This is a genomic window from Thauera sp. SWB20, assembly GCF_000831325.1.
Classification (GTDB): domain Bacteria; phylum Pseudomonadota; class Gammaproteobacteria; order Burkholderiales; family Rhodocyclaceae; genus Thauera; species Thauera aminoaromatica.
The window spans coordinates 161,153-173,985 of sequence record NZ_JTDM01000013.1; the positions used below are offsets into that span (position 1 = coordinate 161,153).

Consider the following 12,833-nt stretch of genomic DNA (forward strand, 5'->3'; position numbering starts at 1 on the left):
GAGGGCGGCGCGCGATCGTGCGCCGCCCTCCTCCACCCCCACAGGAGCGCCTGCCATGCCCCCGCCCGATTCCGATCTTGCCCTGCGGGTCTGGGACCCGTTCGTGCGCGTCTTCCACTGGAGCCTGGTGAGCTGCGTCCTCGTGAACTTCTTCGTCGTCGATGACGGCGAGACGCTGCACCAGTTGGTCGGCTACACCGCCTCGGCGCTCGTCGTCGCCCGCCTCGTCTGGGGCTTCGTCGGCAGCCCGCACGCGCGCTTCGCCGATTTCTTCCCGACGCCGGCGCGGCTGCGCGCCCACCTGGCGGCGATCCGCGCCGGCAGGCATGACTTCCAGCCCGGCCACAATCCCCTGGGCGCGCTGATGATGCTCGCGCTGATGACGCTCGTCCTCGCACTGGGCCTGACCGGCTTCCTGCAGACCACGGACCTGTTCTGGGGCGAGGAGTGGCTGGAAGAGCTGCACGCGGGCCTCGCCACCACCCTGATCGCGCTCGCTGGCATCCATGCCGCGGCGGCCATCGTCATCGGGCGCCTGGAGCGGGTCAACCTGGTCGGGGCGATGATCACCGGGGTCAAGCGCACGCGGAACGGCCGCGTCGACGTGCGCTGAAGGACAGGGGCTGCGCTCCGGCGCAGCCCGATCGCATCACGCGCGGCGCCGATCGCCGAAGCCGAGGTCGGCGCGCACGGCGAGCGCGAGGCTCACGCTCACCGCCCACGCCAGCCACAGCGTCCACAGCGTGTGCGAGAGGAAATGCGCGCCCTGCAGCATGCGCGCCGTGCCGAGTAGGGCGCCGGCGAGCAGCCCCACCGCGAGGGCGCCGCGCGCCGCGCGCAGTCCGGCCGGCCGCAGCGCCACCGCCCACACGATCCACAGGAAGCCGGTCGATGCATGCCCCGCCGGGAAGCACTGCCCGGCCTTGATGCCTTGCGGCGCCGCTTGGAACAGGCCGAGATAGGGCGCATAGCCGCCGAAGTCGATGATGTCCCACGGGCAGTAGCGCGCGGTCAGCAGCTTGGCGGTCGAGGTCGCGAGCGGGATCGCCACCATGCCGAGCGCGGCGAGCAGCGCATTGCGCGGCGGCAGCCAGCTCAGCCGGCCCTTCCAGCCCTGCCAGCACAGCCACAGGCTGGCCGCCACCAGCACGTAGGTGACCTGCTTGGCCGTCTTGTGCATCACCGCCTCGAGGAACCAGTTGTGCCGCAATGGGAAGAGGCCGAGTTCCGCATCGAAGAGGGTGTGCGCCAGCCTGCGGTCGAGGTCGGTGCCCTCGAAGATCCAGTAAAGCAGCAACGCGCTCAGCGCGAGCAGCGCGGACTGTGCCAGCAGCCAGCGGCGCGATGCCTCGAGCGGGGGCGCGGGCAGCGCGGTGGCGAGTTCGGTCGTGGACATGGGCTTAGCTCCGGCAGGCGGCGGTGAGATCGAGCGCGTCGTCGCGCACCGCGGTGCGCACGTCGAGCAGGCCGAGCACGGTGTGGAAGAGGTTGTCGTGCGCGGCGGGCTTGTCGGCCTGGGTGCGCAGGCAGGCGGGGTCGAGCCGGGTGCGCGCGGCGAAGCCACTCGAGATCCACATCACCATCGGCACCTGGGTCTGCTCGGCGGGGGCGATCGAGTACGGCAGGCCGTGCAGGTAGAGGCCGTTCTCGCCGAGCGACTCGCCGTGGTCGGAGACGTAGAGCAGCGCGGCGTCGTAGCGCGGCGCCAGTTCCTGCAGCATGTCGATGCTGCGCGCGAGCACGTGGTCGGTGTACAGCAGGGCGTTGTCGTAGCTGTTGGCGACCTGCTCGCGGCTGCACTTGGACAGGTCCTCGTCGTCGCAGGTCGGCGTGAAGCGGCGGAAGGCGTCCGGGTAGCGGCGGAAATAGGCCGGGCCGTGGTTGCCGAGCTGGTGCAGCACGAGCACCAGGTTGCCGTCGGCGTCGCGCAGCAGGCTGCGGCTGCTCTCGAGCAGGGCCTCGTCGAGGCAGCGCTCGCCGTCGCACAGTGCGGGCAGGGCCGCGGGGTCGGGGCGCATGCTCTCCACGCCGGCGCACACGCCCTTGCAGCCCGACTGGTTGTCGTTCCACACCACGCGCAGGCCGGCATGGCGCAGGGTGTCGAGCAGGGATTCGCTGCTGCCGATGGCGTCCTCGTCGTAGTGGCGCCGCCCCTGCAGCGAGAACATGCACGGCACCGACACCTCGGTGTTGGTGCCGCAGCTCGTCACGTCGGGGAAGTTGATGACTTCGCGGCGGGCGAGCTCGGGTGTGGTGTCGCGGGCGGGCGACTGGCCGGACGCACGGTTCAGCCCCCAGTTGGCTGCGCGCGCGGTCTCGCCGACCACGATCACGAACAGCGCCGGCTTCTTCGCCGCGGCCCAGCTCGCCCCCAGGCGGGCATCGGCGCCAATCGGCTGGCGTGGCAGATTGGCCGCCTGGGCGTCGCGGTTCAGCACGCGCGCGAGCGACCACAGCGGCGCGGCCGGGGTGATCAGGTAGCGCAGCTCCTTGTGGTTGCGCATCTGCGCGGAGAAGTCCTTGAACACGCTGCCGAGCGCGCCCGCGGCCACGATCAGCGCGAGCACGACGGCGGCGGCGCGGATCGCCAGCGCGCGCTTGAGCGGGCGCCGGCGCAGGCGGGCGCGCTGCAGCACGAACAGCGGCGGCAGGGCCAGCGCGGCCACCTGCAGGAAGAAGCCGGGGGTGAGCAGTTCGCGCGCCTCGGCAACGTCGGTGCGCAGCACGTTGCGCAGCATGCTCGGGTCGAAGTACACGCCATAGTGGCCGGCGTAGTAGCTCGATACCGCGGCGACCAGGATCAGGGCGCCGAGCAGCGGCTTGGTCGTCCATCGGTTGAGCAGCGGCGCGAGCAGCAGCACGTTGAGCGCGGTGAGAGCGACGCCGGTCGCCAGCACGTAGAAAACGGCGCCGCCTTCGCCGCCGCGGCTGGCGAGCAGGGCGCGCCAGAACGGGATGTTGCAGGCGAGCGTGAAGTAGAGGCCGATGCCGAGCAGCAGGGCCTCGGTCGATAGCTCCGGGCGCCAGCGCCGCACGGCGGCCCAGGCGGAGGAGAGCGCCGCGGGGAAGGGGCCGCGCGCGCGGCGGCCGCTGGACGACGGGGCGCCCGCCGAGGGGGCGAGGGGTGGGACGAAGGACAGACGCGGTTCGGACATGGTTGCGCAGAGCCTGGGGAGGATCGGCGCAATCTACGCAGGCGCGCGTGAGGAAAGCGTGATGCGGGTGTGAGGAAAGTGTGAGCGCGCCCGTGGCGCCGGGCGCTGGCGCGCTAGGCCGAGCCGGAGCCGGCGCCGGCGCCGAAGTCGATCGTCAGGCAGGCGCCGCCGCCCGGCCGGTTGGCGGCGTGGACCGTCCACCCGCAGGCGGTGCAGATGTGCTGCACCAGCGCCAGGCCGAGCCCATGGCCCGGCTTGCCGCCGCCGCGGCGGAAGCGCTCGAAGCTGCGCATCGGCTCTTCCGTGCCGAAGCCGGGGCCGCGGTCGCGCACCTCGAGGCGACGCCCCTCCAGCGCCACCTCGAGCGCACGCCCTTCGCCATGGCGCAGCGCGTTCTCCAGCAGGTTCTGCAGCACCAGCGCCAGCAGGCCGGGGTCGGCGGCGACCTCGGCTGTGGGGTCGATGTCGATGGCGAGCGCGTCGACCTGGGCGCCGGCGCCGTGCAATCGCGCCCAGGCATCGCGCACCGCTGCGCCCAGGTTGACCGGCTCGACCGCCTGCGGCCGGGCCTCGCGCGCGAGCAGCAGCAGGCTGTGGGCGAGCGTGGTGGTGCGGTCGGTGGTGGCGATGATGCGCTCGGCGCGGCGGCGGACCTTGGCGGACAGCGCGGTGTCGGTCAGCAGCATCTCGGCGTCGCTGCGGATGCCGGCGAGCGGGGTGCGCAACTCGTGCGACAGGTTGGCGTTGAAGTCGCGCTCGCGCGCGAGCACGGTGGCCTGGCGCGCCTCGGCGCGGTCGAGCGCGCGCGCCACCACCAGGAGCTCGGCGTCGAGCCCATCCTCGGCGAAGGGCTCGCCATCGCGCCCCTCCTCGACACGTTCGGCCAGCGTCTCCAGCCCGCGCGTGAGCCGTGCGGCGATGGCGTACACGAGGAGGAAGGACAAGGCGGTCAGCACCAGGCCGCCGATCACCACGGTAGCGACCACGGCCGACTCGCGCTCGCGATGTTCGGATTCGTCGTAGATCAGCACGTAGCGCTGGCCGTCGGCCTCGCGTACCGCGACGTGCAGCTCGCGCCCGGCGGACCAGTCCTCATGGTCGCCGACCGCCAGTGCGGCCAGCTCGGGGCGGAGCCCTTGCGGCGGCGTTTCGCCGGGGGCGAAGCGGTAGAGCGTCATGTTCGGCGTCTGCGGCCCGATCAGGGTGCCGAGGCGGCGGCTGTGCTCGATGCTGTAGTGCAGCTGCTCCTCGAGCGTGCCGTCGATGAACTCCTCCTCCATCTCTTCGTTGAGCCGCACCAGCGCGAGCGACTGCGCCACGATGAGCACGACCAGCACGGCCGTGACCGACACCGCGACGCGAAAACGCATGCCGCCCGGCAGCCAGCGCCGGCCACCGCGGCGCGCGCCGCCCTCAGCGGCCGACGAGCTTGTAGCCGAGGCCATGGACATTCACCACCTGGATGGGCGCGTCGTCGCCGAGGGCGCGACGCAGGGTGTGCAGCACGCTGCGCAGGTTGTCGCTGCTGTCCTGCTCGTGGCCCCACACCGCGATCTCGAGCTCGCGGCGCGAGAACACGCGCTCGGGCTGGGCGAGCAGCTCGGCGACCAGGCGCAGGGGCTTCGGCGGCAGCGTGAGCGGGCGGCCGTGCAGGCACAGCGCCTGGGTCGCGGCCCGGAACTCGAGCGCGCCGTAGCGCAGCACCGGGTCGGCCGCCCGCACGGCGCTGCGCCGCGCCAGCGCCAGCAGGCGCACCTCGAGCTCCTGCAGCGCGAAGGGCTTGACCAGGTAGTCGTCGCCACCGGCCTCGAAGCCGAGCAGCTTGTCTTCCAGCGTGTCGCGCGCGGTCAGCACCAGGATCGGCGTCGCGCGCCCTTCGGTGCGCAGCCGGCGTGCGAGCGCGAGGCCGTCGCCGTCGGGCAGGTTGCGGTCGAGCACCAGCGCGTCGAACGCGCTGCGCGCGAGCAGGGCCGAGGCCGCCGCGATCGAGTCGGCGTAGTCGCACTGGTGGCCGCGCGCCTCGAGGTACTCGTAGAGGTTCTCGGCGATCGTGCGGTCGTCTTCGATGATGAGCAGGTGCATCGGCGGGATGGGGTCTCGTTCGTCTATGGCCCTTCGTCGGGCACGCGGCCCAAGTCCACACCCGCGCCCTGCGGGAGGTTCGGCGGGAGGGGCTCGAGGTGGGTCGAGAGGCGGGTGCCGGTGCGCTCGAGCACGATGCCCTCGAGTGCATCGGCCACCGCGTGGGCCTCGGCGACGGTCCACTCCCCGGGAACGCACAGCTCGACGTGGGCGAAGTGCAGCGCACCCGCGGCCCGCGTGGCGAGCCTGCCGTGGAAGCAGCCCGGCGGCGAGGCCTCGGCCAGGGTACGCTCGATCGCCGCCACCTCGGCCTCGGACAGCGCGCGGTCCATGAGGCCGTCGATCGAGCGCCGCATCAGCTCCCAACCCTCGCGCAGGATGTTGAGCGCGACCGCGCCGGCGACCACCGGGTCGAGCCAGCTCCAGCCGGTGGCGCCCGCCAGGCCGACGCCGCAGACCACGCCCGCGGTGGTCCACACGTCGGCCATCAGGTGGCGCGCGTCGGCCTCGAGGGCGAGCGAGCGGTGCGCGCGGCCGACCTGCAGCAGCACGCGCGCGACCAGGAAGTTGATCAGGCTCGCGCCGACCGACAGCAAGGTGCCGAGCCCCAGCGCGCCGATCGGCTGCGGATGGAGCAGGCGTTCCCCGGCGGTGAGCAGGATGATCAGCGCGGCGATGAAGATCAGCCCGCCCTCGAACGCAGCGGAGAAGTATTCGGCCTTGCCATGGCCGTACTGGTGATCCTCGTCCGCCGGGCGCTGCGCGTAGGACACCATCCACAGCGCAAAACCCGCGCCGGCCAGATTGACCACCGACTCGAGCGCGTCGGACAGGTAGCCGATCGAGCCGGTCAGCCACCAGGCGCCGGTCTTCATTGCGATGGTGCCGAGCGCTGCGGCGAGCGAGAGCAGCAGGGCCTGGCGCGGCGTGATCGAGGTCATCGGTTCAAAGTGCGGTGGGTCGGGTGGCGGAGCACCCCAGGGTCTCCAGGACGCGATTGTAGAGCCGTCGATCGTCCTCGAGGCGCTGCACCGCGAGCAGGCGGGCTTCGAGGTGGGTGGCGCCGCGCACCAGGACCAGGGCGTCGCGCATGTCGCTCAACAACTCGCCAGCCTGCGCGCGCTGTGTCGCCGGCGTCGGCAGGCCGGCCTTCAAGGCATCGAGGTGGGCCTCCAGCGCCTGCGCCAGCGCCGGGTAGGGTGCGTCCGCCTGTGCGGCGCCGCTCGCGCGCGCCGCGCGCACGTGGGCCGCCATGGCATCGAGTTCCTGTTGCAGCGCCTGGCAGGCCTGCGGCGACAGCGCCGTCGGTTCGTCCCCGGCTGCGCGGGCGTGGGTGGCGATCCCGGCGGCAAGCGCCAGTAGCAGCGTCGAAATCAAGCTCTTGGTCATCATTGGAAAGGCTCCGTGGTCGGGACAGCCCGCAGCATGCGGCCGCGATCCTTAAGCGGACCTGAACGGCCGGCCCCGGGACGGCGTCGCCATGCGATGCGCACCGGCCTTGTCCGGCGACAAGGCCGGCGGCGGGCTCGGCGCGGATACTAGCGGGAGGTGGCGCTCGACGAGGCACGCTGGCCGCGCCTCGGTGCGGGCGCCGAAATGCGATCGAACGGAGAACATGATGAAGAACATCCGGTTTGCGTACGCGGTGCTCCTGCTGCTGCTCAGCCTGCTGTGGTGGATGGCCGATCCGCTGCTGCCCAACGGCTACGAATACTTCGCCCTGCGCACGGTGGCGATCAACTACACCGGCGTGATCGGCATCGGCGTCATGAGCGTGGGGATGATCCTGGCGCTGCGCCCGGTGCGGGTCGAGCCGCTGCTCGACGGGCTCGACAAGACCTATCGCCTGCACAAGTGGCTGGGCATCACCGGCCTGGTGTTCGCGGTGATCCACTGGCTGTGGGCGCAGGGCACCAAGTGGGCGGTGGGCTGGGGCTGGCTGGTGAAGCCCGAGCGGGGGCCGAAGCCGACGCTCACCGCCCCCGTCGAGAGCTTCTTCCGCGCCCAGCGCGGCCTGGCGGAATCGGTCGGCGAGTGGGCCTTCTACGCGGCGGTGGTGCTGATCGTGATCGCGCTCGCGAAGCGCTTTCCGTACCGTCTGTTCTTCAAGACCCACCGCCTGCTGGCCCTCGCCTACCTCGCGCTGGTCTTCCACTCGGTGCTGCTGACGCCCTTTGCCTACTGGGCGCAGCCGATGGGCATCGTGCTCGCCGTGCTGATGGCCGGCGGCAGCGTCGCCGCCGTGGTGTCCCTGTCCGGACGCGTCGGCCATCGGCGCAAGGCGGTCGGCGAGATCGAGGAGCTGGTGCCCTTCCCCGACAACCGCGTGCTCAAGGTGGCGATCCGCTTCAAGGACCGCTGGCCGGGGCACGAAGCCGGGCAGTTCGCCTTCGTCACCTTTTCGACGGACGAAGGCGCGCACCCCTTCACCATCTCCTCGGGCTGGCAGGGGGACGGCCGCCTGTTCTTCCTGATCAAGGGCATCGGCGACTACACCGCCCGCCTGCGCGAACTGCTCCGCGTCGGCGACCTCGTGACCGTCGAAGGCCCCTATGGCCGCTTCGATTTCGCCAGCGGCAGCGTCGGCGGCAAGCGCCGGCAGATCTGGGTCGGCGGCGGCATCGGCATCACGCCCTTCATCGCCCGCATGAAGGCGCTCGCGGTGGCGCCCGACGGGCGCGAGGTCGATCTGTTCTACAGCACCGCCGAACCCGACGAGGGCTTCATCGCCCGCCTGCAGCGCGATGCGCAGGCGGCGGGCGTGAGGCTGTACGTGCTGGTGAGCGCGCGCGACGGCCGCCTCGACGTGGCGCGCATCTGCGACACGGTGCCGGGATGGGCCGAGGCGGACGTCTGGTTCTGCGGACCCGGCCGTTTCGGCCAGGCCCTGCGCGAGGGCTTCGTCGCCCGGGGCCTGCCGGCGGCCGACTTCCACCAGGAACTCTTCGACATGCGCTGAGCGCGGGCGGCGTGCGGGCGCATCGGCGCCCGTCCCCGCCGCTCCTTGGCGCACGCTCTTTCTCCGTTCAGGTTCGATTCAGTGGCGCACTTGCACACTGGGCTCGCGATTCCGGACGACTGGCATCCGCGATGCCCGTCCGGTCGAGTCTTCAGCCCGGATCAAGGAACGAACCATGAACAGCCAATTCCGCGCGTTTGCGCTGCTGTGCGGCCTCGCCGCCAGTGCCGGGGCGCTCGCCGCCCCAAGCACCGCCCTCCTGGAGCGCTACGCCGCCGAGGCGCGCGTCGCCGACCCCGCCTTTGCGGGTTTTTCCGCTGCACGCGGCGAAGCCCTGCACCGCACCCGCCACGGCCTCGGCAAGCCCGACACGCCCGCCTGCACCTCCTGCCATGGCGAGAACGCGCGCGCCGCCGGCCAGACCCGCACCGGCAAGGCCATCGAGCCGATGGCGGTGTCGGTGTCGGCCACACGCTACGGCGATCCGGCGAAGGTCGAAAAATGGTTCAAGCGCAACTGCAACGAGGTGCTCGGCCGCGAGTGCAGCGCACGCGAGAAGGGCGACTGGCTCGCCTGGATGAGCACCCAATAACGCCACCCCGGAGACCCGTCATGAAGACCCCCGCCCTTCGCCCCTTCGCCCTCGGTGCCGCCGCGATCGCCGTGACCCTCATGCTGCTCGGCCGCGCCCAGGCCGGCGACGACGACTTCTATCCGCCGGTCACCGACCCGCTCACCGTGCAGGAGTGCGCGAGCTGCCACATTGCCTTCCCTGCGTCGATGCTGCCCGCGGCGTCGTGGAGACGCATGATGAGCGAGCTGGAAAATCATTTCGGCGACGACGCCAGCGTCGATGCCGACACCACCGCCGCGATCACCCGCTACCTGGTCGAACACGCCGGCGACGCGCGCGGACGGCCGGGCAAGCTGCTGCGCGGCCTGCACCCCGGCGATGCGCCGCTGCGCATCACCGAGCTGCCGAAGTGGGTGCGCGAGCATGACGAGGTCCCGCGCTCCGACTGGACCCGCAAGGATGTGGGCAGCAAGGCCAACTGCACCGCGTGCCACATCGACGCCGCGAAGGGCTACTTCGAGGACGACTGAAGGAGGGACCGGATCATGAAACGCTTTCTGTCCGCCTTCATCGCCCTGGTCGGCCTGGCCTGGGGCTGGGAAATGCTGTCGGCGACCGGCGCCGTCGCCAGCGCGCCGGGCAATCCGTGGGCGGTACGCGAGCACGCGTTGACCTTCACCGGCCTCTCGTCCTTCGCGCTGATGTCGCTGGCGATGCTGCTCGCCACCCGACCGGCGCGGCTGGAGCGTCTTTTCGGCGGCATGGACCGCATCTACCGGGTGCACAAATGGGCCGGCATCCTCGCGGTCGGCTTCGCGGCGCTGCACTGGCTGGTCGAACTCTCCGACGACCTCATCAAGGCCCTGTGGGGGCGCGAGGGGCGCCTGCCCAAGGATCACGGCGGCGGCCTGCTCGAAGCCATGCGCGACGTCGCCGAGGAGCTCGGCGAGTTCGCGGTCTACGCGCTGCTGGCGATGCTGGTGCTGACGCTGTGGAAGCGCTTCCCGTTCCGGATGTGGCGCTACGTGCATAAGGTCATGCCGGTGCTGTACCTGGCGCTCGCCTTCCATGCCGCCTTCCTCGCGCCGCTCGACTACTGGACGCAACCGGTCGGCGTGCTGCTGGCGGGCCTGCTCGCTGCCGGCAGCGTCGCCAGCGTCGTGGTGCTGGCTGGCCGCATCGGCCAGGACCGCCGCGTCGGCGGCGTGGTGGAGTCGGTCCGCGACGCCGGAGCGGGCGTCACCGAGGTGGTCTGCCGGCTCGACGAGGGCTGGCGCGGACACCGGCCGGGGCAGTTCGCCTTCGCGACCTTCGATCGTCTGGAGGGCGCGCATCCCTTCACGATCGCCGGCGCCGACCGCGGCGACCGTCGGGTGAGCTTCCAGATCAAGGCCCTGGGCGACTACACGCGCGGCCTCGCACAGCGCCTGCAGCCGGGTCGGCCCATGCAAGTCGAAGGCCCCTATGGATGCTTCGATCTCCCGCAGTCGGGGGACGGGCGGGAGCAGGTCTGGATCGCCGGCGGCATCGGCGTGACCCCCTTCCTCGCCTGGCTCGAGGCGCTGCAGGCGAGGCCGGAGCAGGCGCCCGACGTCGATTTCTACTACAGCGTGCGCGAGCATGCCACCGACCCCTTCCTCGCCCGCCTCCAGGCCTTGTGCGCAAACCTGCCCGCGGTGCGCCTGCACGTGATCAGCGGCGCCCGCAACGAGCGCCTCACCGCGGCGACGCTGCGCGACCGCCCGCGCGCGGGCGCGGCGCCGGAGATCTGGTTCTGCGGGCCGCGCGGCCTCGCCACCAGCCTGCGCAAGGGCTTGCGCGGCCTCGGCATGGGCGGCGCGCGCTTCCACCAGGAGGCGTTCGAGATGCGCTAGCGCGTCGGGCGCGCGTGCAGGTCCTCGACCGTGGTGCGTGCCGGCGGCTGGGCAAGGAGCAGGCCGAGCAGCTGCTCGCGCTGGCGCACGTTGAGGATCGCGCGCTCGGCGATCAGCTGCTCGATGATCAGGCGCTGCTGGGCCTGCTGCAGCTCGGCGATCGCCGCACGCTCGGCTTCGATGCGCAGCGGGTCGATCGACTCGGCGAAGAGCGCTTCGACGAGGGCGTGGCGGTGACGCTCCAGGCGGACGGCGGCCGCCTCGAACTGCTGCAGGAAGGGCGCTTCGACCGCCTCCCAACGCGCGCGCTGCGCCTCGTCGAGCGCCAATACCCGATGAAGGGGTGGCGCCGGCGTGGCGGCGGCACCCGGCCCGAGCCGATCCAGCAGCACGGCGCCGAGCACGCCGAGGTTGAGCGCGACCGACAGCAGCAGCGCCATTCCAGGCTTGGTGGTCTTCATCGCGTGCTCCCGCTTGCGCCGCAGGCCCCGGCCCGCGGACAGAGATTTCCCGGTGGGACGGCGCCGAACACGCTCATGGCGGCCAACGTCGTGTTCGCTGCAGGCGGCGACCGCGGCGCTTCGAGCTCCATCAGCAGTCCGCCCAGCCACAGCCCGAGCCCGACGGCTGCGACGGAACCGGCGAACGGAGAGAGGCCGAAGCGCCAGGGCGTCGGCGGGCGGATACGATCCGCCCAGCGCACCCACCAGGGGCTCTGCCTGCGCTTGCGCGCGGCCGGCGTCGCGCCCGCCTGCAGGCGGTCGACCAGCTGTGCTGCCAGATCGACCTCGAGGCGGATGGCGGGGAGCGCCGCAAAGGCGTCGCGCAGGGCGCGCAATTCGGCGAGCCGGCGCGTGCAGCGCGGGCAGCCCGCGCAGTGCGCGATCAGTCCGGTGCCGGCCTCGGAGGGCAGGGCCGCATCGGCGAGGGCCGACAGCGCTTCGTCGGCGGGGCACGGCCCGGAAGGGCACGACCCTGTGGGACAAGAGCTATTCATGGGAGGCTCCGGTGTGCGGGTCGAAATGTTCGAGCAAGGCGCTGCGTGCGCGTGCGAGGCGGGATTTCACCGTGCCTTCGGCGATGCCGAGGACGCTCGCCAGTTCGCCGTAGGCCAGGCCCTCGACCTCGCGCAGCAGCAGGATCTCGCGGTGCTCGGCGGCGAGCCGCCGCAGCGCGCGCTCGAGTTGGACCTGGCGTTGTCGGCTGGCATAGCGGGCCTCCGGCCCCGGGGCCTCGTCGGCGACCTCCATGCCTTCCTCCAGCGGCGCGAAGCGCACCACCTGCCGGCGGCGCAACTGGTCGAGCGCCGCGTTGCGCGCGATCTGCAGCAGCCAGGTGGAGAAGGCCGCCTCGGGGCGCCAGCCGGGCAAGGCCTGCCAGGCCTTGACGAAGACGTCCTGGCTCAGCTCCATCGCCTCCTCGCGGGCATCGAGCATGCGGTGGAGGAAGCGGAACACGCGCTCCTGATGGCGGCGGACGAGCGCGCCGAAGGCGGCCACGTCGCCGGCGCGGGCGCGGGCGAGCTCGCGCGCCTCGCCCGTGTCCGCGCCCGCGTCCGCCGCACTGCTCGGACGCTCGCCGATCATGCGCGCGGGAGATCCGTCACCAGGCCGTCCTCCGCTGCCGCTGTCGAATCAGTGTCCCGTCTCCAGCCCTTTCCAGCCCGGGTGGTCGAAGTGCGCGGCGTAGTCGTCGAGGGTCTGCGCGAGGTGGACGACGCCCTCCTCCGGCTTCGCTCCTGCGGCGTGGCCGCCGATCACCTCGACGCCCTCGCCGAGCCTGCCGATGATCGCGTGCAGCACCTCGTCCGCTTCGGGCTTCAGCTTGCAGTTCTGCACGATGTAGGCGACCTGCCCTTCGACCCCTTCGGCCAGCGCACGATATTGCGCGGCATCGAAGCGCCCGGCGTGCACCTGCGGGATGGCCCGCGCGAGCGCGTCGCGGATCGCCTCCATGCCGGTCCGCAGCGCGGCGTCAGTCTGCCATCTGGCGCCGTGGTCGAGCTGGAGGACCGCGGCGTGGGTGTCGTGGCGATGGCTGTCGGCCGCCACGGCCGGGGTGATAGACAGCAGGCCGGCGAAGATCGCGACGGCGCCGCAGGCCAGCAGGCGGGAGGAGGAACGGGATTGCATGTCGAAGAGGTCCTTTCGTCGTGGGTTCAGGGGGCGGAATCGCCTTCCTGCACAATG

The 12,833-nt window shown here is 72.0% G+C and carries 15 protein-coding genes; 5 read left to right on the forward strand and 10 right to left on the reverse strand.

Annotation, left to right across the window (positions count from 1 at the left end; all coding sequences use genetic code 11):
• The first annotated feature begins 55 nt into the window (after positions 1–55).
• The gene (locus PO78_RS04660) at positions 56–613 is read left to right on the forward strand and encodes a cytochrome b/b6 domain-containing protein (protein ID WP_043742378.1); all 558 of its coding nucleotides are present in this window, start codon (positions 56–58) and stop codon (positions 611–613) included.
• 36 nt (positions 614–649) lie between these two features.
• On the opposite strand, the gene PO78_RS04665 is transcribed toward PO78_RS04660, so the two are convergent.
• From PO78_RS04665 to PO78_RS04690, 6 genes are all read right to left on the reverse strand, one after another.
• Positions 650–1,396, reverse strand: coding sequence for a phosphatase PAP2 family protein (locus PO78_RS04665; RefSeq protein ID WP_043742379.1), 747 nt, complete (start codon positions 1,394–1,396; stop codon positions 650–652).
• A 4-nt stretch (positions 1,397–1,400) separates the two neighbouring features.
• Complete coding sequence (locus PO78_RS04670) at positions 1,401–3,155, reverse strand: phosphoethanolamine transferase (protein WP_043742381.1); 1,755 nt, start codon at positions 3,153–3,155, stop codon at positions 1,401–1,403.
• 113 nt (positions 3,156–3,268) lie between these two features.
• Complete coding sequence (locus tag PO78_RS04675) at positions 3,269–4,600, reverse strand: sensor histidine kinase (RefSeq protein WP_231570617.1); 1,332 nt, start codon at positions 4,598–4,600, stop codon at positions 3,269–3,271.
• Entirely contained in the window at positions 4,569–5,237 is a 669-nt protein-coding gene (locus PO78_RS04680; protein WP_043742386.1) for a response regulator transcription factor, read from the reverse strand. Before PO78_RS04680 ends, PO78_RS04675 begins: the two co-directional genes overlap by 32 nt.
• A 23-nt stretch (positions 5,238–5,260) precedes the next feature.
• Positions 5,261–6,178, reverse strand: a complete 918-nt coding sequence (locus PO78_RS04685) for a cation diffusion facilitator family transporter (RefSeq protein ID WP_043742388.1) — start codon at positions 6,176–6,178, stop codon at positions 5,261–5,263.
• 4 nt (positions 6,179–6,182) lie between these two features.
• On the reverse strand, positions 6,183–6,629 hold the full coding sequence (locus tag PO78_RS04690; protein ID WP_043742390.1) for a hypothetical protein: 447 nt from the start codon (positions 6,627–6,629) through the stop codon (positions 6,183–6,185).
• Positions 6,630–6,855: 226 nt separating this feature from the next.
• Between PO78_RS04690 and PO78_RS04695 the strand changes: the two genes are divergently transcribed.
• The 4 genes from PO78_RS04695 to PO78_RS04710 all read left to right on the forward strand — a co-directional run bounded on the left by PO78_RS04695 (position 6,856) and on the right by PO78_RS04710 (position 10,644).
• Positions 6,856–8,196 carry a ferredoxin reductase family protein gene (locus tag PO78_RS04695; RefSeq protein WP_043742473.1) on the forward strand — a complete coding sequence of 447 codons (1,341 nt, stop codon included), beginning with the start codon at positions 6,856–6,858 and terminating at the stop codon, positions 8,194–8,196.
• A 175-nt stretch (positions 8,197–8,371) separates the two neighbouring features.
• Positions 8,372–8,788, forward strand: coding sequence for a DUF1924 domain-containing protein (locus PO78_RS04700; RefSeq protein WP_004366204.1), 417 nt, complete (start codon positions 8,372–8,374; stop codon positions 8,786–8,788).
• A 20-nt stretch (positions 8,789–8,808) separates the two neighbouring features.
• Entirely contained in the window at positions 8,809–9,300 is a 492-nt protein-coding gene (locus PO78_RS04705) for a diheme cytochrome c (protein WP_043742394.1), read from the forward strand.
• 15 nt (positions 9,301–9,315) lie between these two features.
• A complete protein-coding gene (locus PO78_RS04710) occupies positions 9,316–10,644 on the forward strand; it encodes a ferredoxin reductase family protein (protein WP_043742396.1) in 1,329 nt (442 codons plus the stop codon).
• Here the strand turns inward: PO78_RS04710 and PO78_RS04715 are convergent.
• From PO78_RS04715 to PO78_RS04730, 4 genes are read right to left on the reverse strand one after another with little or no spacing between them, the layout of a single operon-like run.
• Positions 10,641–11,105: a periplasmic heavy metal sensor gene (locus PO78_RS04715; RefSeq protein ID WP_004366198.1), complete on the reverse strand. Its 465-nt coding sequence runs from the start codon at positions 11,103–11,105 to the stop codon at positions 10,641–10,643. The genes PO78_RS04710 and PO78_RS04715 overlap by 4 nt on opposite strands.
• Positions 11,102–11,641 carry a hypothetical protein gene (locus tag PO78_RS04720; protein WP_043742398.1) on the reverse strand — a complete coding sequence of 180 codons (540 nt, stop codon included), beginning with the start codon at positions 11,639–11,641 and terminating at the stop codon, positions 11,102–11,104. The genes PO78_RS04715 and PO78_RS04720 overlap by 4 nt, the downstream gene beginning before the upstream one ends.
• Entirely contained in the window at positions 11,634–12,230 is a 597-nt protein-coding gene (locus PO78_RS04725) for an RNA polymerase sigma factor (RefSeq protein ID WP_043742400.1), read from the reverse strand. Before PO78_RS04725 ends, PO78_RS04720 begins: the two co-directional genes overlap by 8 nt.
• A 48-nt stretch (positions 12,231–12,278) precedes the next feature.
• Complete coding sequence (locus tag PO78_RS04730; RefSeq protein ID WP_043742402.1) at positions 12,279–12,776, reverse strand: hypothetical protein; 498 nt, start codon at positions 12,774–12,776, stop codon at positions 12,279–12,281.
• Positions 12,777–12,833 lie beyond the last annotated feature (57 nt).